Source organism: Rhodococcus sp. 05-2254-5 (assembly GCF_002258575.1).
Taxonomy (GTDB): Bacteria; Actinomycetota; Actinomycetes; order Mycobacteriales; family Mycobacteriaceae; genus Rhodococcoides; species Rhodococcoides fascians.
On record NZ_NOZG01000026.1, the window covers coordinates 423,835 to 443,914 of the forward strand.

18 protein-coding genes are annotated in these 20,080 nt (G+C 65.2%); 8 read left to right on the forward strand and 10 right to left on the reverse strand.

The window, feature by feature from the left end; translation table 11 throughout:
- Positions 1–1,095, forward strand: a complete 1,095-nt coding sequence (locus CH278_RS17855; RefSeq protein WP_094622482.1) for a hypothetical protein — start codon at positions 1–3, stop codon at positions 1,093–1,095.
- On the opposite strand, the gene CH278_RS17860 is transcribed toward CH278_RS17855, so the two are convergent.
- Genes CH278_RS17860 through CH278_RS17875 form a run of 4 tightly spaced genes read right to left on the reverse strand, consistent with a single transcriptional unit; the run spans position 1,092 to position 5,230 of the window.
- Positions 1,092–1,349, reverse strand: coding sequence for an HPr family phosphocarrier protein (locus CH278_RS17860; RefSeq protein ID WP_094622484.1), 258 nt, complete (start codon positions 1,347–1,349; stop codon positions 1,092–1,094). The two genes, CH278_RS17855 and CH278_RS17860, sit on opposite strands and share 4 nt — an antisense overlap.
- Positions 1,350–1,392: 43 nt before the next feature.
- Complete coding sequence (locus tag CH278_RS17865; protein WP_094622486.1) at positions 1,393–3,447, reverse strand: PTS fructose transporter subunit IIABC; 2,055 nt, start codon at positions 3,445–3,447, stop codon at positions 1,393–1,395.
- An 8-nt stretch (positions 3,448–3,455) separates the two neighbouring features.
- A complete protein-coding gene (locus CH278_RS17870; protein ID WP_094622488.1) occupies positions 3,456–4,466 on the reverse strand; it encodes a 1-phosphofructokinase family hexose kinase in 1,011 nt (336 codons plus the stop codon).
- Positions 4,463–5,230, reverse strand: a complete 768-nt coding sequence (locus tag CH278_RS17875) for a DeoR/GlpR family DNA-binding transcription regulator (RefSeq protein WP_027496851.1) — start codon at positions 5,228–5,230, stop codon at positions 4,463–4,465. Before CH278_RS17875 ends, CH278_RS17870 begins: the two co-directional genes overlap by 4 nt.
- Positions 5,231–5,472: 242 nt before the next feature.
- On the opposite strand from CH278_RS17875, the gene ptsP reads away from it, so the two are divergent.
- The 3 genes from ptsP (at position 5,473) to CH278_RS17890 (ending at position 9,728) form a co-directional block, all read left to right on the forward strand.
- On the forward strand, positions 5,473–7,140 hold the full coding sequence (ptsP, locus tag CH278_RS17880) for a phosphoenolpyruvate--protein phosphotransferase (protein WP_032387491.1): 1,668 nt from the start codon (positions 5,473–5,475) through the stop codon (positions 7,138–7,140).
- Positions 7,141–7,160: 20 nt separating this feature from the next.
- Positions 7,161–8,432 carry a uracil-xanthine permease family protein gene (locus tag CH278_RS17885; RefSeq protein ID WP_179274449.1) on the forward strand — a complete coding sequence of 424 codons (1,272 nt, stop codon included), beginning with the start codon at positions 7,161–7,163 and terminating at the stop codon, positions 8,430–8,432.
- Positions 8,433–8,585: 153 nt separating this feature from the next.
- On the forward strand, positions 8,586–9,728 hold the full coding sequence (locus tag CH278_RS17890) for an acyl-CoA dehydrogenase family protein (protein WP_027496854.1): 1,143 nt from the start codon (positions 8,586–8,588) through the stop codon (positions 9,726–9,728).
- Positions 9,729–9,807: 79 nt separating this feature from the next.
- Here the strand turns inward: CH278_RS17890 and lexA are convergent, their stop codons facing one another.
- The gene (gene lexA, locus CH278_RS17895) at positions 9,808–10,491 is read right to left on the reverse strand and encodes a transcriptional repressor LexA (protein WP_027496855.1); all 684 of its coding nucleotides are present in this window, start codon (positions 10,489–10,491) and stop codon (positions 9,808–9,810) included.
- 399 nt (positions 10,492–10,890) lie between these two features.
- On the opposite strand from lexA, the gene CH278_RS17900 reads away from it, so the two are divergent.
- Together CH278_RS17900 and nrdR are read left to right on the forward strand one after the other, a co-directional pair.
- Positions 10,891–11,274, forward strand: a complete 384-nt coding sequence (locus CH278_RS17900) for a hypothetical protein (RefSeq protein WP_094622490.1) — start codon at positions 10,891–10,893, stop codon at positions 11,272–11,274.
- A 99-nt stretch (positions 11,275–11,373) separates the two neighbouring features.
- Entirely contained in the window at positions 11,374–11,838 is a 465-nt protein-coding gene (gene nrdR / locus CH278_RS17905; RefSeq protein ID WP_027496857.1) for a transcriptional regulator NrdR, read from the forward strand.
- A 12-nt stretch (positions 11,839–11,850) separates the two neighbouring features.
- Here nrdR and hrpA read toward each other — a convergent pair whose 3' ends face one another.
- A complete protein-coding gene (hrpA, locus tag CH278_RS17910; RefSeq protein WP_094622491.1) occupies positions 11,851–15,747 on the reverse strand; it encodes an ATP-dependent RNA helicase HrpA in 3,897 nt (1,298 codons plus the stop codon).
- A 97-nt stretch (positions 15,748–15,844) separates the two neighbouring features.
- Here hrpA and CH278_RS17915 point away from each other — a divergent pair, with 97 nt between their 5' ends.
- Positions 15,845–17,104 carry an aminotransferase family protein gene (locus CH278_RS17915; RefSeq protein ID WP_094622492.1) on the forward strand — a complete coding sequence of 420 codons (1,260 nt, stop codon included), beginning with the start codon at positions 15,845–15,847 and terminating at the stop codon, positions 17,102–17,104.
- Here CH278_RS17915 and CH278_RS17920 read toward each other — a convergent pair.
- On the reverse strand, positions 17,088–17,318 hold the full coding sequence (locus CH278_RS17920) for a hypothetical protein (protein ID WP_027496860.1): 231 nt from the start codon (positions 17,316–17,318) through the stop codon (positions 17,088–17,090). The two genes, CH278_RS17915 and CH278_RS17920, sit on opposite strands and share 17 nt — an antisense overlap.
- A gap of 37 nt (positions 17,319–17,355) precedes the next feature.
- Between CH278_RS17920 and CH278_RS17925 the strand changes: the two genes are divergently transcribed.
- Positions 17,356–18,030, forward strand: a complete 675-nt coding sequence (locus tag CH278_RS17925) for a hypothetical protein (RefSeq protein ID WP_027496861.1) — start codon at positions 17,356–17,358, stop codon at positions 18,028–18,030.
- Here CH278_RS17925 and CH278_RS17930 read toward each other — a convergent pair.
- From CH278_RS17930 to CH278_RS17940, 3 genes are all read right to left on the reverse strand, one after another.
- Positions 18,020–18,694: a PhzF family phenazine biosynthesis protein gene (locus CH278_RS17930; protein ID WP_094622493.1), complete on the reverse strand. Its 675-nt coding sequence runs from the start codon at positions 18,692–18,694 to the stop codon at positions 18,020–18,022. The genes CH278_RS17925 and CH278_RS17930 overlap by 11 nt on opposite strands.
- Before the next feature lie 97 nt (positions 18,695–18,791).
- A complete protein-coding gene (locus CH278_RS17935) occupies positions 18,792–19,331 on the reverse strand; it encodes a carboxymuconolactone decarboxylase family protein (protein WP_094622494.1) in 540 nt (179 codons plus the stop codon).
- A gap of 1 nt (position 19,332) precedes the next feature.
- Positions 19,333–19,920, reverse strand: a complete 588-nt coding sequence (locus tag CH278_RS17940; RefSeq protein WP_027496864.1) for a peroxiredoxin — start codon at positions 19,918–19,920, stop codon at positions 19,333–19,335.
- Positions 19,921–20,080 lie beyond the last annotated feature (160 nt).

A 20,080-nucleotide genomic window follows, 5' to 3' on the forward strand; every position in this document is an offset into this window, starting at 1 on the left:
GTGAATCCGCGCGCAGTGGTGCGTGGTGGTGCCGCGGCCGTGGTCGGCACGGCGATCGTGCTGACCTGTGCTTCGACCGCCCTGGCCGCGCCGGTCGACGTTGTAACCTACTGTCTACCAACCGATCCCGGACTCGAAGAGCTGTCCGGTGCGACGGTGCTCGACGGCACCGTGTACGGGATCGGCGACAGCGGTGCCGATGATCGGGTGGCGGTGCTCGACGCGAATTGTGCGGTGCAGCGCTGGATCGACGTTCCCGTCGACCCGTACGACGTGGAGGACATGGCGTCGTACGACGGCTCACTGTGGTTGGCCGACATCGGCGACAATCAGTTGCGCCGCGACACTGTGGCACTGACGCGAATGGACCCTGAAACAGGCGCGGGGGAGCTGTATCGACTGACCTACCCGGACGGCGCACACGACGCCGAGACATTGCTCATCGAACCCGGCGGTCGACCCATCGTGGTCACGAAGGAACTCTCCGGTATCAGCGGCGTGTACGTCCCTGCCGGAGACGAATCCGTCACCGATCTGAGCAGTCCCGGTCCGACGCCGCTGAGCAAGGTCGGCGAGCTGGCTTTCACGGCCACCGAGACGGCCGGTGGGCCACCGTTCGTGGTCGGCTCGATCCTGGCGACCGGGGGAGCGGTGAGTGCAGACGGATCCACCGCCGTGGTGCGCACGTACACCGATGCGTATGTGTTCCGTCCGCCCGACGGGGACGTCGCGTCGGCGCTGGTCGACCCCACCTCACCCCGAGCCGTCGTCGCGCTACCGGCTCAGCCGCAGGGCGAGGCGGCGACGTTCCTGGACGACGGTTCCCTTCTGCTCGCGTCGGAAGCCGGGTTCGGACCGACCGACGGAACGCTGCCGCCCATTTTGAAGATTCCGAACCTGACGTCGGTGGAGCTGTCGACACCTTCGGCTACGCCGGCGTCGCCGACCCGCGATCCTGCTGCTCCTGCGGCACCCGCACAGACGACGACAGCGACGGACTCGGAATGGGAATTCCGAGCTGCCGTCGCTGCCGGGGTGGTGCTGATCGCCGGAGCGGTGGGATTCACCGTCCGGCGATCGATGCGCTCTGGTTAGGCGTCCAGGTCTGCTTCGACGAGTGCTGCAACCTTGTCGAGTGCTGCTTGGTCGTCGCTGGTGACGGTGACTTCGGTGCCCTTGGTGGCGCCGAGCGTCATGATCATCAGGGCCGAACCGGCGTCCACCGGCTCGGAGTCCTCTGTTGCCAGTGTGACGTCGACTCCGGCTTCGGCTACGGCATCGGCGATCAGTGCTGCGGGGCGGGCGTGCAGGCCGATCGAGGATCCGACTGCGACTGTGGTGCTGGGCATGTGCTGCTCCTTGCGTAGTGGGTTCGTTGGATCGTATCGAGCGTCAGACGGTGGCGAGTGCCGGGTCGAGTTCGGCGTCGGTCGGTGCGTTCTTGCCCTTGATGAACTGCTTGGCGGAGACCACCAGGAACGCGGAGACGATGGTGCCCACGGCCAGCGACACGATGAACCACAGGATGTTTCCGATGGCGAAGAACACGAAGATGCCGCCGTGGGGCGCACTGAGGGTGACGTTGAAGGCCATGATCATGGCCCCGGTGACTGCGCCGCCGGCCATCATCGACGGGATGACGCGGAACGGATCGGCCGCGGCGAACGGGATGGCGCCCTCGGAGATGAATGCTGCTCCGAGGAACCATGCAGCCTTACCGTTCTCGCGCTCGGCCTCGGTGAACAGACGCGAGCGAACGGTGGAGGCCAGTGCCATGGCCAGGGGCGGCACCATTCCGGCCGCCATGACCGCTGCCATGATGCGCAGTGAGGCGGTGTCGGTGACCGACAGGCCTGCAGTGGCGAATGCGTAGGCCGCCTTGTTGACCGGTCCACCGAGGTCGAAGCACATCATCAGGCCGAGAATGATGCCGAGGATGATCACCGAGGAACCGCTGAGTCCGTTGAGCCAGTCGGTCAGTCCGCTGGTGATGGCGGCGAGCGGCTTGCCGAGCAGCAGGAACATGATGGCACCGACGATGAGTGTTGCGAACAGCGGAATGATGACAACCGGCATCAGGCCGCGCAGAACTGCGGGGATCTTCCACTTGCTGATCCACAGTGCGACGAAGCCGGCAATGAGGCCACCGACGAGACCGCCGATGAAGCCTGCGCCCACCAACACAGCCACTGCGCCGGCGGTGAAACCTGGTGCCAGACCTGGTCTGTCGGCAATGGCATAGGAAATGTAACCGGCCAGCGCGGGCACCAGGAAGCTGAAGGACAGCGCGCCGATCTGGAACAGCACGGCACCGAGGTAGGCGGCGATTCCGCCTTCGGGCAGCGAGGTGATGGAGTTGTTGACGACGATGTCTTCGGCGACATCCTTGATTTCGTACCCACCGAGCAGGAATCCGAGGGCGATCAGGAGTCCACCGGCGGCGACGAACGGAATCATGTAGCTGACACCGGTCAGCAGGATCTGACGCAGGCGGGTGCCCCATCCGAGCTCACCGGCAGAGTCGGTGGAGCCGGCCGCGACAGCGGTGCCGCCGACGCGAGCAGCATCCGGATTGAGAGCTGCGCGGAGCGCTTCGGTGACCATGACGTCGGGCTCGTTGATGGCGCGCTTGACGCCGGAAGAGATGACGGGCTTACCGGCGAATCGCTCACGGCCCTTGACGCCCACGTCGGTGGCGAAGATGACGGCCTCGGCACCGGCGATGAGTGCGGGGTCGAGGGGCGTGCTGCCGCTCGAGCCCTGAGTCTCCACGTGCACCGTGACGCCCGCGCGCTCACCTGCGGCGACGAGTGAATCGGCAGCCATGTAGGTGTGCGCAATTCCGGTGGGGCAGGCGGTGATTGCCACGATGTGCTTGGGCGAGGCGGATGGTGCCGTCTCGGGGGTGGCTGCAGGCGCACTGTGCTTCGCGGTGTCGACCGGCGCAGCTGCAGCGGTTGCGGCAACCGGCTTGGCGGCCGGGTTGATGACTCCGTCGACCAGCGAGACGATCTCGGCGGGCGAGGACGCGTTGCGCAGTGAGGTGACGAATTCGGGCTTGACCAGTGCCCGAGCCAGGCTCGAGAGCAGCTTCATGTGCGCCGAACCGGCTCCGGCCGGAGCAGCGATGAGGAAGACGAGGTCGGCGGGGCCGTCGGGGGCGCCGAAGTCGACCTTGGGGTTCAGGCGGGCGAAGCCGAGCGAGGCGCTCGTGACCGCCTCGGAACGGCAGTGCGGAATTGCGATGCCGCCGGGCAGGCCGGTGGCCGACTGAGCTTCGCGAGCAAGGGCTGCGTCGCGCAGGGCGTCGGTGTCGGTTGCGCGACCCGCGTGGGCCAGCACGCCTGCGAGGCGTTCGATGACGGCAGCTTTGGATTCGCCCAGATCGGCGTCGAGGAGGATCAGATCCTCGGCGATGATCGGCTGATCTTCGGTGGGGGTGGACATGGGGGCTCCTAGAGACGGTTCGAAGAAGGGGAGAGCGTGGACGGGGTGACGGACGTGGAGATGTCGAGCGCGCGAACCGTCACCGAAGTCGGATGGGTCTGCTCGGGCAGGGGAAGCGTGGTGCCTGGAAGTGCGGTGGCTGCCGTTCCGTAGGCGACGGCGCGGCGAAGTTTGTCTGCGTCGGAACAGTTCTCGACGTCGGCCAGAATGTAGCCGGCCAGCGAGGAGTCTCCTGCGCCGACGGTGCTGACGGCGGTGATCGTAGGTGGGCTGGCGTACCAGGCACCGCCCTCGGTGACCAGGACTGCTCCGGCGCTGCCGAGCGTCGCCAGTACGGCACCTACTCCTCGGCCGAGAAGAATGGTTGCGGCGGCGACAGCGGCCGATGGATCACCCTGTGCCGCAGCGCTTTCCAACTCCTCGGAATCGTGCCCGGTGAGCTGGGCGAGTTCCTCCGAATTGGGCTTGATCAGGTCGGGTGCCGATTCCGGAAACCGATCCGCGAGAGCGAGCAGCGGCTCGTCGGAGGTGTCCACCGCAACTTTGGCCGTGGTAGCGCGAAGGGCGACAACCAGTTCCGCGTACCAGTCGACGGGCAGGCCGGGAGGAAGCGAACCCGACAGCACCACCCACTCGGCATCGACAGCGAGAGTGAGAATCCGGTCTCGCAGCTCGGCGCGTGTCTGCTCCGACACCGTTGCACCCGGCTCGTTGATCTTGGTGGTCGTGCCACCGATTTCGCTGACGGTGATGTTGGTGCGCGCCGGTCCGGACGTCGGAACTGCCGAGTATCGAACGCCTTTGGCGGACATTGCGTCGAGTATTGGATCGCCGACGTTGGCCGGGAGTACGGCCAGCGCCTCTACTCCCGATCCGCCGATGACGCGAGCGACGTTGACGCCCTTGCCACCCGGGTCGACGGCCGAGGACGACGCCCGGTGCACGCCGCCGCGGGTCAGCGGCGTCTCGAGCGTGACCGTGCGGTCCATGCTCGGATTGGCCGTGAGCGTGACCATCATGCGATCACCACCTCGATTCCTTTGTTGCTGAGTTGTTTACGGTCTTCGTTCGAGATGTCGCTGTCGGTGACGATGACGTCGATGGTGTCTACTCGGGCGAAACTCACCAGGTGCTCGCGGCCGATCTTCGACGAATCTGCCAGCACGACAACATGGTTCGCGGCGTCGACCATGGCGCGCTTGACCGCGGCTTCGTCGCTGTCGGGGGTGGACAGTCCGTGTCCGACGCTGATGGCGTTGGTTCCGATGAACGCAACGTCCACCCGTAGCCATTCGAGGGCGCGCAGTGCCTCGTCGCCCACAGCGGCCTGTGTCGTTCCTCGAACACGCCCGCCGAGCAATCGAAGACTGATGCTCGGCATGGTTGCGGCCCGGGCTGCGATCGGTACGGAGTTGGTGACCATGGTGAGTTCGCGATCGTGCGGTAGCAGTCCCGCCAGGCGGCCGGTGGTGGTGCCCGCATCGAAGACGGCGCTGCCGCCGACGGGTGGGAGGAACGACAATGCAGCCGCTGCGATCGCGTCCTTCTGGTCTGCGCGGGTGAATTCCCGCTCCGAAACGCCCGGCTCGAGTGTGGTCAGCGCCGAGGCGGGTACTGCTCCACCGTGCACGCGGCGTACCACTCCGAGTCGATCGAGGGTGGCCAGATCGCGTCGCACGGTCTCTGTGGTGACGCCGTAGTTGGCGGCCAGGTCGTTGACGGAGACGCGTCCTTGCGTGCTGATCAGCTCAGCGATGGCGTGCTGTCTTTCTTCTGCGTACACCTGCGTCTCCTTCCCGGTTGATGTTGCTTTATGTTGTTTTACGCCCGTGTGTGTTGACATGTCAAGGGTTTGGAGTAATCTCGGTCACAACATCATCGGGAAGCCAGGTGCGGCACACTCATCTGACATCCGGGACGACAGACGTACACGCAGGATCCGAGGAGGACCACATGACGGGATCGGTCAGCACCGCATCGACCGGACACACCGATGCAACACCTGCTGCAGATGGGACGTCGTCGATCGGAGCGGAGTCCACGACACTGCGCGGCACACCGGTCGTGCCCGGAGTCGGCTACGGACCCGTCATCCGTCCCGGGGCACGTCCGGCCATCCCGGCAGACACCGGTGAGGTGGCCGAATCCGATCGGGAGTCCGAGAAGGCTGTGTTCGATGCAGCGGCGAACGCCGTCGCCACTCGATTGCGCGGACGCGCAGAGCTGGCGACGGGAGCCGCTTCGGAGGTGCTGTCGGCCAACGCCGCGATGGCAACCGACCGCGGATGGCTCGGTGCCGCTCGCGCCTCGATCGCCAAGGGCAACACCGCCGTCACCGCCACTGCTGCCGCGACCGAGAAGTTCGCCGCCATGTTCACCCAGCTCGGCGGATTGATGGCCGAACGAGTGACCGATCTGCGCGACATTCGCGATCGCGTCATCGCCGAAATCCTCGGTGTGCCCGAGCCGGGTGTTCCCGTGCCGGCCGAACCGTCGGTACTGTTCGCCGACGACCTGGCACCCGCCGACACCGCGGGCCTCGACCCCACCCTCATCGTCGGCCTCGCCACCTCACTGGGCGGCCCGACCAGTCACACCGCGATCATCGCGCGGCAGCTGGGGATTCCCTGCATCGTGGCCGTCGCAGGCCTCGACGACATCGCCGCCGGCACGCATGCATCCGTGGACGGAACCAGCGGACGCATCGAACTGGAACCGGATGCCGACACCGCTCGCGCAGCAGTCGTCTCGGCCAGGGACGAATTGGACCGAGTGTCTCGGTGGACCGGGCCGGGCGCGACCTCCGACGGACATTCCGTCGATATCCTCGCCAACGTCCAGGACGGAGCCGGGGCACGCGCAGCGCGCTCCAGCGCAGCCGACGGGGTGGGATTGTTCCGCACCGAACTGTGCTTCCTGGACCGCGATTCCGAACCGACCGTCGACGAGCAAGCGGAGATCTACGGCCAGGTCCTCGACGCCTTCGCAGGCAAGAAGGTCGTCGTCCGCACCCTCGACGCCGGCTCGGACAAGCCCCTTCGATTCGCCAACCACCCCGACGAGGCCAATCCGGCGCTCGGCATCCGCGGTATCCGTATCGCCGAAGCCGACCGCGGCATCCTGTACCGCCAGCTCGACGGCATCGCCGCGGCAGCCAAGGCGACCGAGTCCTCGCCGTGGGTGATGGCACCGATGATCGCCACCGCGCAGGAAGCACAGGACTTCGCCGCGGATGTGCGCGAACGCGGACTGACCCCGGGCGTCATGATCGAGATTCCCGCTGCCGCTCTGCTCGCCGAGCACATCCTCGAGCACGTGGACTTTCTGTCCATCGGTACCAACGACCTGGCTCAGTACACGATGGCCGCCGACAGGATGTCGGCGCAGCTGGCCGGTCTGACCGATCCGTGGCAACCGGCCGTGCTCGCACTGGTGGCGCACACGGCCGCGGCCGGCGCGAAGGTGGGCAAGCCCGTCGGTGTCTGCGGCGAAGCTGCCGCCGACCCCCTGCTGGCCTGTGTGCTGGTAGGAATGGGCATCACGTCGTTGTCCGCGGCCTCCGCCGCCGTCGCCCACGTCGGGTCCAAGTTGGCGACCGTGACCCTCGATCAGTGCAAGGCCGCTGCTGCCGCTGCACTGAAGACCGACAGCACCGCCGCAGCCCGTGAGGCAGTGAGCGCGATCCTGGGCTGACGCAATAGTCTCTTCCCATCATGAGAACTTTGGGTTGGACGCTGCACGGAAACGGACGAACCGTCGACGCGGGGGCGGTGGTCGCACCGGACGAACGCTTGTCGTGGCCACGCACCGTCGGCATCGGGATGCAGCACGTCGTCGCGATGTTCGGGGCCACACTGTTGGTTCCGACCATCACCGGTTTCCCGGTCTCGACGACGCTGCTGTTCTCGGGCATCGGTACCGCGTTGTTCCTGATCATCACGCGCGGGCGGGTGCCGAGCTACCTCGGGTCGTCGTTCGCCTTCCTGGCCCCGCTCGGTGCGACCGCAGCAGACGGTCCGGCCGCGCAACTCGGTGCCGTTCTGTGCGTCGGCGTCGTGCTGGCTGCGATCGGCTTCGTCGTGAAGTTCGCCGGAGCGCGGGTACTCGACGCAGCGATGCCGCCCGTCGTCACCGGTGCGGTGGTCGTATTGATCGGGCTCAATCTGGCCCCTGCCGCGACGACCTCGTTCGAGGCGCAACCGCTCGTCGCGGCCGTCACCCTGGTGGCGATTCTCCTCGCGACGGCCGTCGGTCCCGGTCTGGTGGGTCGGCTCGGAATCCTGCTCGGTGTGGTCGTGGGCTGGGTATTCGCTGCCGTCACCGGCGGTATCGCGCAACCACGACTCGATGCTCTGAGCGCCGCGAGCTGGATCGGGTTACCCGAGTTCCGTGGCCCGTCCTTCCAGCTGTCGGTGATTCTGGTGGCGCTGCCGGTGGTGATCGTCCTCGTCGCCGAGAACGTCGGACACGTCAAAGCCGTCGCGGCGATGACCGGAAAGAACCTCGACGACGTCGCCGGTGACGCTCTGATCGCCGATGGGTTGGCGACCACCCTCGCCGGTGCGGCCGGTGGATCGGGAACCACCACGTACGCGGAAAACATCGGCGTCATGGCCGCCACCCGCGTGTACTCGACCGCGGCGTACTGGGTTGCCGCGATCACCGCGATCGTGTTGGCGTTCTCGCCCAAGTTCGGTGCGCTGATCTTCACCGTCCCGGACGGTGTCATCGGTGGAGCGACACTCGTGCTCTACGGACTCATCGGACTGCTCGGCGTTCGAATCTGGACCGATGCCAAGGTGGATTTCACCGATCCGGTGAACCTCACCGTCGTCGCCGCCGCACTCGTCGCCGGAATCGGCGACCTGACGCTCTCCGTCGGATCGGTCGAACTCGGTGGTATCGCGTGGGGATCGCTGGGCATCCTCGTGGGATACCCGATCGTCTCGGCGTTGGCCCGAGGGAGAACGACTCGACGACGCTAGCAGGGGCGGTCACGGATCGCGCACGTTTTGGTCATCGACCCCCGGTGCACCGCGAACGTACTGTTAAACGGTGACGTCAGTCGCACCGACGACCGCGCTGTGACACCCCTTTCTCGTGGTCGAGGACGGTGCGCACCGAACAAGGAGACCCGCGTGGAACGCACACTTTTCGAGCCCGAGCACGAGCTGTTCCGGGAGTCGTACCGGAAGTTTCTCGAACAGCACGTAGCCCCCAATCACGCGAAGTGGGAAGAGCAGAACATCGTCGACCGCGGCGTCTGGGTAGAGGCCGGCAAGCAGGGCTTCCTCGGGACTGCCGCACCGGAGGAGTTCGGCGGCGGCGGCGTCAAGGACTTCCGCTACAACGCCATCGTCACCGAGGAAACCACCCGCGGCGGCTACAGCGGCATCGGCTTCACCCTGCACAACGACGTCGTCGCGCCGTACTTCATCGAGTTGGCCAACGACGAGCAGAAGCAGCGGTGGCTGCCCGGATTCTGCTCCGGTGAGCTGATCACCGCGATCGCCATGACCGAGCCGGGTACCGGTAGCGACCTGCAGGGCATCAAGACCAAGGCCGTTCGGGACGGCGACGACTGGGTACTGAACGGCTCGAAGACGTTCATCACCAACGGCATCAATGCCGATCTGATCATCGTCGTAGCGTGCACCGACCCCGAGAAAGGTGCCCAGGGCTTCAGCCTGTTGGTCGTAGAGCGCGACATGCCCGGATTCGAGCGTGGTCGCAACCTCGACAAGATCGGCATGAAGGCCCAGGACACCGCGGAACTCAGCTTCACCGACGTTCGGGTTCCTGCCGCCAACCTGCTCGGCGAAGAAGGCATGGGCTTCATCTACCTGATGCAGAACTTGCCTCAGGAGCGGCTCTCGATTGCCGTCGTCGCCGCTGCAGCCATGGAATCGGCACTGGAGATGACCATTCAGTATTGCCGTGACCGCAAGGCATTCGGTAAGTCGATCGGAAAGTTCCAGAACACGCGATTCGTGTTGGCGGAACTCGCTACCGAAACCACCGCCACCCGCATCATGGTCGACAAATTCATCGAACTGCTCAACGACGGCAAGTTGACCGTGCAGGAAGCTGCCATGGCCAAGTGGTGGACCACCGAGAACCAGGTCAAGCTCATCGACCGGTGCCTTCAGCTGCACGGTGGGTACGGCTACATGAAGGAGTACCCGATTGCCAAGGCGTACATGGACTCTCGGGTACAGACCATCTACGGCGGCACCACGGAGATCATGAAGGAGATCATCGGTCGCGGACTGAATCTCTGATTCTTTCCATCGTTCAGGACCGACGAGAAGGGCCGCAGCATCTGTGCTGCGGCCCTTCTTCCTGGTGTCCGAACAGAGTTCAGAGCTTGCGCATCACGGTGACGACCTTGCCGAGAATGGCGGCATTGTTGCCCGGGATCGGCTCGAACAGTGGGTTGTGCGGCATGAGCCACACCTCACCCTTGGAACGCTTGAACGTCTTGACCGTGGCCTCACCCTCGATCATCGCCGCGACGATGTCGCCGTTGTCGGCCACGGACTGTTGACGCACCACCACCCAGTCGCCGTCGCAGATCGCCGCGTCGATCATGGACTCGCCGACGACCTTGAGCAAGAACAACGATCCCTGACCGACCAACTCGCGGGGGAGCGGGAACACGTCCTCGACGGCTTCCTCCGCCAGAATCGGTCCACCCGCGGCGATCCGTCCGAGAACCGGCACGAACGTCGGCGTCGGCAACCGATCCTGCTCGTCGGACGCTGCCGAACCGTCCACCGCTGCCGCGGCCTGATCGGCCTGCACCTCGTCCAGTCCGCGGACGTCCACAGCGCGAGGGCGGTTGGCGTCGCGCCGCAGGAACCCCTTGCGTTCGAGGGTGCGAAGCTGATGTGCGACGGACGACGTCGACGTCAGGCCTACGGCATCGCCGATCTCTCGAATGCTGGGTGGGTATCCGCGCTCGGTGACCGAGGCCCGGATGACCTCCAACACCTTCCGTTGGCGCTCGGTGAGCCCTGCACTGATGTCGGTGCCCACCTCCATGGCCTTCGGGGTCGGCTCGGCAGCCGGCTTTCCGGCTGCAGCCTTGCCGACCGTCGAGGATCCGGCTCGCGTGGAACCAGCTTTCGTGGAACCCGTCGTACTGGAACCGGTGATGGACCTCGTCGAGGTCTCGTCCTTCATGCTGTCGGCCTCCTGCTGATGCGGCTGGATTCGGTCTACGCGGTATCGATCCACGCGGACTGGAGTTGATGATGTCGACTCGTGTGGCGTGTGGTTTCTGACACGAATCTAGCGTGTATCAGCTGTTGAATCAAACATCTGTTCGACTCGTGTCGCGTTTTCTACAGACTTTGTCGGAGGCGCGTGATAGAACTTCGAACAAGCGTCCATCGAACGCCTGATCGAACAATCGATCCAACGAGCGAAGACGAGGTTCCGATGACCATCACCACCGATCGTCCCACCACTGCCGGTATGCGTTCGCGATCCGGTGTGCGTCGTCGGCGCTCGCGGCCCGTGCTGCAGAACCACGCGCGTCGGACGCAGAACGGCCCGTGCTTGCCTGTCGTGGACGAGTCCTGGACCGACGTCACCGATCGCGAGATGGCGGATCGAGACTTCGACGACACCTCGGCCCATTTCGCGAGCCAGACCGTGCGCCCACGCTCTCTCGTTCTGTGGATGTTGGCTGTGGTCGTCGTGGCCGGCGGTCTGATCGGCATCGCGAATCTGAGCGCGACCACACCCGACGCGTCCACTCAGCCCGCCGGCGCGGTCATGGTTCACGACGGAGCGCTCGTCGAGTACGCACCCAGCAGATGACCACCGGCACCATGGTGCCCAGCGTGGCTGAGTATCCTCGAAGACTGCCCCGACGCGCACGTTCGTCGTCGGAGTATCGGCTACGACGGAGGCTCCCTCATGCATTGCCCGTTCTGCAGGCACCCCGACTCACGCGTGGTGGATTCGCGTGAAATGGACGAGGGTCAGGCAATACGGCGACGCCGGTCCTGCCCCGAGTGCGGTCGACGCTTCACCACCGTGGAGGCTGCCGTGCTCGCCGTCGTGAAACGCAGTGGTGTGACCGAGCCGTTCAGTCGGGAGAAGGTCGTCAAAGGAGTTCGTCGCGCCTGCCAGGGCAGAGACGTCGACAACGACGCGCTGAACCTGCTAGCTCAGCAAGTCGAAGACAATATTCGCGCGGCCGGTTCGGCCGAGATTCCCAGCAACGAAGTGGGCCTGGCCATTCTCGGACCGCTACGCGATCTCGACGAAGTGGCCTACCTCCGTTTCGCATCGGTCTACCGCTCGTTCAGTTCGGCAGAGGACTTCGAGAAGGAAATTCACGAACTCCGCAAACATCGAGAGTCCGCCGACGTCGAGTGAACCGCGGGCCGATCAGCGAGACTGATCGGCGATCGCCTTCTCGATGCGCTTCTCCGATACCGGATACGCGGTACGAATTCCCTGCGCGAACAGCCCCACCCGCAGCTCCTCGATCATCCAGAACAGCTCCTGCACACCCGGGCTGTTCTTCCTGCTCTCCGGAAGCGAATCCAACAGCCGCCCGTACGAGCCGTACACCCGGTCGAGAACGTCCATCGCCGCAGCGTCGCGGCCCGCGCTGCTCGGCAGAGTGGACAGCCGCTTCGTCGCCGCAGCGAGATAGCGTGGCAGATCTGCCAACCGTCGAGAACCGAATTCGGTGACGAAACCGCGAAAGATCAAGCCGTCGAGCTGTTCTCGGACATCGTCGGCCGGCTCACCCGATGCGGTCTGCAACTGGGCCGACAGAGCCAACGCGGCCGTCAGGACCGGTCGAACCAGTGCGAGAACAGCAGCAGTACGCCGCGGAACCTCCGCGTCCACCAGTGCCCTGAGCTTGTCGAACTCGGCCGGATCGCGAACCGGTCCGCCGTGCGCGTCCATCGCTTCTTCCACAGCGAGCGCACGGCATTCCTCGAGCAGCGCATCGACGCCGCCGTACGGGTTCTGGCCGAGCGCAAGACGTTCGGCGGTCGGCAGCCCGGCCAACAGCGCCTTCGTTCCCTTCGGTGCCGTAGCGAGCAGCAGAGTGCGGGTGCCCGCGCGCATGGCTGCTCGTTGCTGGGCGGGGGTACTGAGCACTCGCACCGCCACGCCCGAACCCTCGGGTACCAACGCCGGGTACCCGGTGACTTTCTGCCCGCCCACGTCTCGGGTGACCGTGGGTTCCAAGCGGCCCAACGTGCCCGAGGTCCACGCCAGCGTCGGGGCGCGCTCCGCGTCGCCGACCGCACGTGCGACCTGTCGGCCGACCTCACCGGCCAGACCGGCGCGCAGCGCAGTCAGATCCTTGTTGCTGCCGAGCACGGTCCCGGACGGGTCGACCGCGGCGAACGTCATTCGCAGGTGATCGGGTAGCGCCGCAGTGTCGAAGTCCTTCGCGGTGATGTGGCACTGTGCGGCCCGTGAGAGTTCTCGGGCCAGAGCCGTCACGAGTGTTTCGGCCCGCGGTTTCATCACTGCCAACGCTGCCGCAGCGAAGTCCGGAGCCGGAACCACGTTGCGTCGCAATGCCTTCGGTAGAGTCTTGATCAAGGCGGTGACGAGCTCGGCGCGCATCCCGGGCACCAGCCAGTCGAAGCCGACCGGCTGTACCTGAGCGAGCAGTGCGATGGGAATCCGCGCGGTGACGCCATCAGCGGCCGTGCCGGGCTCGAATTGATACGTCAGTGGGAATTGAATGTCACCCTGTCGCCACGCGTCCGGGTATGCACCTGTCAGTACCGACGCGGCGTCCGAGTTGACGACGGTGTCCGTAGTGAAGTCGAGCAGGGACGGATCTTGCCGGCGGGCCTTCTTCCACCAGGTGTCGAAGTGTCGCGCAGACACGGCTTCCGGGGCGATGCGAGCGTCGTAGAAATCGAACAGTGCGTCGTCGTCGACGACGATGTCCCGCCGCCGAGCGCGATGTTCGAGCTCGCCGACGTCGTCGAGCAGAGCCCTGTTCTTGTGAAAGAACCCGTGCTGGGTCTTCCATTCGCCCTGGACCAGTGCATGCCTGATGAAGAGCTCGCGAGACGCCTCGGGATCGATGCGGTGATAGTTGACCGGGCGCTGCGTCACCAACGGGATGCCGTACAACGTCACCCGTTCGTAGGCCAGCGCCGATTCCCGTTTGATCGACCAGTGTGGTTCGGAATACGTGCGCTTCACCAGATGCGGTGCCAACCGTTCGGCCCATTCCGGTTCTATGCGGGCGGCCATGCGGCCCCACAGTCGTCCGGTCTCGACCAGTTCTGCAGCCATGACCCAGCGCGGTGGCTTCTTGAACAGACCTGACCCGGGGAAGATCGCGAAATGTGCTCCGCGGGCACCCAGGAATTCACGCTTGTCGCCCTCTCTGAGGCCGACGTGCGAGAGCAGGCCGGACAGCAGGGACTGATGCAGTGCGTTCTCGCTCGACTCTGCGTCGGGCACTGTCCATCCGAGGCCGCGAGTGATCTGGCGGAGCTGTCCGTGCAGGTCCTGCCATTCGCGGATCCGCAGGTAGTGCAGGAACTCGGTGCGGCACATGCGTCGAAACTGGTTGGAAGACAGCTCGTCTCGCTGCTGCCGCAGGTACTTCCACAGCTGCACGTACGCCAGGAAGTCCGAATTCTCGACGGCGAAACGGGCGTGCTTCTCGTCTGCAGCCTGTTGGTGCTCGGCGGGACGCTCGCGCACGTCCTGAATCGACAACGCCGCCACCACCACCAGCGCGTCACGAAGCGATCCGTTGCCGTTGGCCTCGACCAACATTCGTGCCATTCGAGGATCGACAGGAAGGGCGGACAGTTCGCGGCCGATCGGGGTGAGCTCGGCAGTGCCGTCCTTGGTGGCCGGCTTCAGTGCTCCGAGTTCTTCCAGCAAGCCGATACCGTCGCGGATGCTGCGTGGATCCGGCGGCTCGACGAAGGGAAACGCGTCGATCTTGCCCAATCCGAGCGCGGTCATCTGCAGAATGACCGAGGCCAGATTGGTGCGCAGAATTTCGGGCTCGGTGAACTGCGGACGAGACTCGAAATCCTCCTCCGAGTACAACCGGATACAGATCCCGTCGGCGACGCGTCCGCAGCGACCCGCCCGCTGGCGCGCAGACGCCTGTGAAATCGGTTCGATGGGCAGCCGCTGCACCTTGGTGCGCAACGAGTATCGCGAGATGCGCGCGGTGCCCGGGTCCACGACGTAGCGGATGCCGGGGACCGTCAGCGACGTTTCCGCCACGTTCGTCGACAGCACGACCCGGCGTCCCGAGTGCGGTGAGAACACCCGATGCTGTTCGGCGGCAGAGAGTCTGGCGTACAGAGGCACGATCTCGGTGTTGCGGAGATTGCGATCGGCCAGCGCGTCCGCGGTATCGCGAATTTCGCGTTCACCGGACAGGAACACCAAGATGTCGCCGTCACCCTCGGACATCAGCTCGTCGACGGCCTGGCAGGTGGCATCGACGGGATCGAGGTCGATCGTCGTGTCTCCCGCGTCGACCGTCAGAGGTCGATACCGCATCTCGACCGGGAACGTACGGCCGGATACCTCGATGATCGGTGCTGCGACCCCGTCGCGTGCGAAGTGTTGCGCGAATCGCTCCGGATCAATGGTCGCCGACGTGATGACGATCTTGAGATCGGGTCGCCGGGGGAGCAGTTGCGCGAGGTATCCCAGGATGAAGTCGATGTTCAGGCTGCGCTCGTGCGCCTCGTCGATGATGAGGGTGTCGTACTGGCGGAGCAGTCGGTCGCGTTGGATCTCGGCCAGGAGAATGCCGTCGGTCATCAGCTTGACGAGGGTCGAATCCGAGGACTGGTCGGTGAATCGAACCTTGTAGCCGATCGATTCGCCCAGTGGTTGACCCACCTCCTCGGCGATGCGCTCGGCAACGGTGCGCGCCGCCAACCTTCGGGGCTGCGTGTGACCGATCGAGCCGCGGATTCCGCGCCCCAGTTCGAGGCAGATCTTGGGAATCTGGGTGGTTTTGCCGGACCCGGTTTCACCGGCGACGATGACGACCTGGTGGGCAGCGATCGCTGCGGCGATGTCGTCCTTGCGCGCGCTGACGGGCAACGCCTGCGGATATTCGAGGGTGGGCACTGCCGCTCGACGTGTGGAGATGACGGCTTCCGCGCGAGCTACGTCGCGTTCGAGCGCGGCGACGGCGTCCTCGGTGCGGGCCTTGTCGAGACGTCGTCGGAGCCGGTTCTCGTCGCGGATGGTGAGCTGTGCAACACGTGCGGCGAGTGCTCGTCGATCACCGGACGAATTCGAGGTAGACATACTCGTACCAGGATATCCGTTACGCGGTACTCACCCGAACTCCGTCCGGGAACGAACCGATGCACTCGCCGAATTCGACGTGACTACTGTGTAGCGCATGTCTTCCGACCTCGATTCAGCCGCCTCCACACACACCTCCGCGCTGTGGCACGGCTTCGCCGACATGGGCAACGTCACCGCCAATGGGCCGTTCGTCGTCTCGCGCGGCGAGGGTGCGTACATCTTCGACAACGAGGGCAACCGGTACCTCGACGCCACCGCCGGTCTGTGGTTCACCAACGTCGGTCACGGCCGCCGCGAGATCGCCGACGCCGTTGCCGCGCAGCTGAGCTCGATCGCGCACTACTCCAACTTCGGCGACTTCGTGCCCGAGACCACGTTGGCACTGGCCGATCGTCTCGCCGCCATCGCACCGGTGCCGGGCAGCAAGATCTTCTTCACCTCGGGTGGATCGGACTCCATCGACACCGCGGCGAAGCTTGCGCGCCGCTACTGGGTCGAAATGGGACAGCCGTCCAAGAAGATCATCGTCGGACGGCAGAAGGCCTACCACGGCATGCACGTCGCCGGCACCGCGCTGGCCGGCATTCCGGTCAACAAGGAGAACTACGGCGAGCTGATGCCCGACGCCAGAACAGTGGCGTGGGACGACGCGAAATCGCTTCTCGCGCTGATCGAAGAGGTCGGAGCCGAGAACGTCGCCGCCTTCTTCTGCGAACCGGTCATCGGAGCGGGTGGAATCTACTTGCCGCCCGAGGGCTACCTACGCGAGGTACGGCAGATCTGCCGCGACAACGACGTGCTGTTCGTCGCCGACGAAGTGGTGACCGGATTCGGCCGGATCGGCGGTAGTTGGTTCGCCTCCACCCGCTTCGAGCTCGAACCCGACCTGATGACGACCGCCAAGGGGTTGACGTCGGGCTACGTCCCGATGGGCGCAGTGTTCATCGCTCCGAAGATCGCCGAACCGTTCTTCGCAGGCGGAGTCTGGTGGCGTCACGGCTACACCTACGGTGGCCACGCAGGTGCAGCCGCCGCAGCGATGGCCAACCTCGACATCATCGAGCGCGAGGACCTGCTCAGTCACTCCAAGCGCATCGAAGCCGCACTGCACACCCACCTCGCGCCCCTGGCCGACCACGAGCGGGTCGCGGAAGTCCGCAGCGGGATCGGCGCTGTCGCTGCCGTTCAGCTCGCCGACCCGGCGGAGGCATTACCGTTCGTGAAAACGTTGAGAGCTCATGGTGTTTCGGGCCGCGCGGCCGGACAGGGTGCAATGCAGATCTCGCCGGCGTTCGTCATGACCGACGCCGAGATCGAGGATATGGCCTCGCGCATCCTCAGTGCGCTCGGCTGAACCGAAGTCTGCTCAACAGCTGCTTCCCCCGCGAGAGCGGGGGAGCAGGTTCGGGTTCCGGCTCGGCGGAGATCGCGGCGAACCGCCGGTGCAGCTGATCGCGCACTTCGTCGGGCGCATACGCGCGCCGCTTGCGCTCGGACCGCACCACCAACGCCCCGGTGGCCGCAACCCCGGCCATCCCGGCGAGACCGAGAGCTTTCCAGACGTTCATGCGGCAACCGTACCGCCACGAGATCTAGGGTTGGTCCATGAATCCGTCGCGAATCAGCCTCGATACCGCTGTGGATGCCACCAGAACCGGCGACATCTGGATCTTCCGTGGCCACTCGTCGGCGGACCGCGCAATTCAGGCTCTGACGAACAGCCCGGTCAACCACGTCGGTATGGCCGTCGTCCTGGACGACCTCCCGCCGCTGATGTGGCACGCAGAGCTCGGAAAGTCGTTGCAGGACATGTGGACCGGAAACTTCCAGCGTGGAGTGCAGCTGCACGACCTACGCGCTGCCGTCACGCACTGGGCCCAGCGGTATCAACAGCGTTGTTGGCTGCGGCAATTGGACGGATACGCCGGTCGTTCCCCAGGCTCCACTCCGGCCGTGACGAAGGAGCAGGAAGACGCGCTGCTTCGCACCATCGCGCGGATGGACGGAACGGCTTTTCCGACCACCGCGGCGCTCGCCGGTCGGTGGTTCCGTGGACGCGTGCCGGCGCTCCGGAAGAACGCGCAGGAGAGCGCTGCGCTCGAAACCGCGTACTGCGCCGAAGTTGTTGCGATGACCTACGACTCGATGGGTCTGTTGACGGGAAACAAGAAAGCCAACTGGTTCGATCCAGGAAAGTTCTGGAGCGGCGACCGTCTGCCACTGGCGGAAGGGGTGCGTCTGGGTGAGGAAATCGAAGTGGACGTGCCCGTCACACCGTGATCGAGTCGTCGTCGACGCTTCGGCCCCCGAGCTCCACCCACCCATCCTCGTCGACGGTGGTCCACAGCGCAGACCCCGCACCCTGGACGATGTTCAGGCCCCGACCGAGCTCGGCAGTGAGCCGTACGGCGGCAGCACCTGTTGCCTCGTCCTCGGCGATTCCCATCATCGGCGCGAACATGCGCGAGCGCAGTTCGGCGCGCTGCTCGTCGGTCCAGGCCCAGATGTAGTGGTGGCCACTGTCGTAGGTGTTCGGATCTGCCGCTGCCACCTCGGCTGCGTCGTGGACCTGATGAAACGTGAACTGCGGAGTCCACTCGGCGCGTGCACGCACCCAGGTGAGCTCGCCGTCGTAGCGGATGTCGAGCGTGGCAGCGGGGACGGTGAGCGTCTGCACCGAGTGTCCGTTGTTGCGAAGCCACCACGACAGTCCGACCGTCGGATGTCCGGCGAACGGGAGCTGCGTCGCCGGTGTGTAGATCGTCGCCGACGCGGTACCGGGTGACGAGCGATCGACGAACACCGTCTCGCTGAAACCCAACTGCCTAGCAACATCCTGCCTGTCGCTCTCGCCTACAACCTGTGCGTCAACGATGCCCAGTGGATTACCGAACCTGCCGTCGGCATCGGTGAACACTCGGACGACGGACACTTCGATAGCCATGCCGGGGACGTTACCAATACGTCGTCGAGGCGTCTCGATCGACGACGAACGGGGACCCGCCGCAGCGGATCCCCGTGTCGACCTGTTCAGCGGAACCTCAGACGGAGGCACCGTCGAGTATGCGGCCGGTCTCGACGGCCTGCGCGACACCCGCGACGATCGATGCGGCGCGAATCGCCTCGAAGATCTTCTCGCGGTCGACGCCCTCGGCGCGCAGAGTCTTCTCGTGCGCCTCGAGGCAGTGGTTGCATCCGTTGACGGCCGAGACCGCGAGCGACCACAGCTCGAAATCGGCTTTCTCGACGCCAGGGTTGCCGATGATGTTCATACGCAAGCCGGCGCGTAGATCGTCGTACTTTCCGTCCAGGTAGCCCTTGGTGCGGTAGAAGACGTTGTTCATACCCATGATCGACGCGGCACCCAGAGCGGCGTTGTACGCCTCGGCCGACAACGAGTCGGCGGCGTCCTCGGCGATCTCCTTCAACGTGGTCGCGGACTTCGACGCGGCGGCCACCGAAAGCAATGTGCCCCAGAGCTGTTGCTCGCTGAGCACGGTGGACCGCACGATCGAACCGAGGTTGAGCTTGAGGTCCTTCGCGTATTCGGGGACGGCGTTCTTCAAATTGTCGATCGACATGTCAGACGCTCGCAGTGAGTAGTTCGCCGGCGTCGATGGTGGGATCGCCCTTCTTCCAGTTGCAGGCGCACAGCTCATCAGACTGCAGTGCGTCCAGTACTCGAAGAACCTCGTCCACATTGCGACCGACCGATCCGGCGGTGACCGAGACGAACTGGATCTCGTTGTGCGGGTCCACGATGAAGGTGGCCCGGTCGGCGACGCCGTCGGCATTGAGAACACCGGTGGCAGCGGCCAATTCGCGCTTGAGATCCGAGAGCATCGGGAAGGGGAGCGTCTTGAGCTCGTCGTGCTGCGCGCGCCACTGGAAGTGCACGAATTCGTTGTCGACGGAGGCACCGAGGACCTGCGCGTCACGATCTTCGAACTCGTCGTTGAGCTTGCCGAATGCTGCGATCTCGGTGGGGCACACGAACGTGAAGTCCTTGGGCCAGAAGAAGACGATGCGCCACTTTCCGGCGTGGTCGTCGCTGGTGACGGTGGTGAAATAGTCGTCGGGCTGCTGCGCGTTCACCTTGGACAGGTCGCCGCCGATGACGGCGGTGAGATTGTATGCGGGGAACTGGTCGCCGATTGTCAACAGTGCCATGTGGTCTCCTCGTGTCGAAATGATCGCGTCGGTTCCGTCGGGAAGCGGTTCGGCTCGGTGGCGATTGTGCAGCCGCACGAGCTCGACCGACCTGGACGAGTGTGCCAAAAATGGGCCGAAAGGTAAACGTGATGAGTGGCACTGGACCGACAGGCGTGCC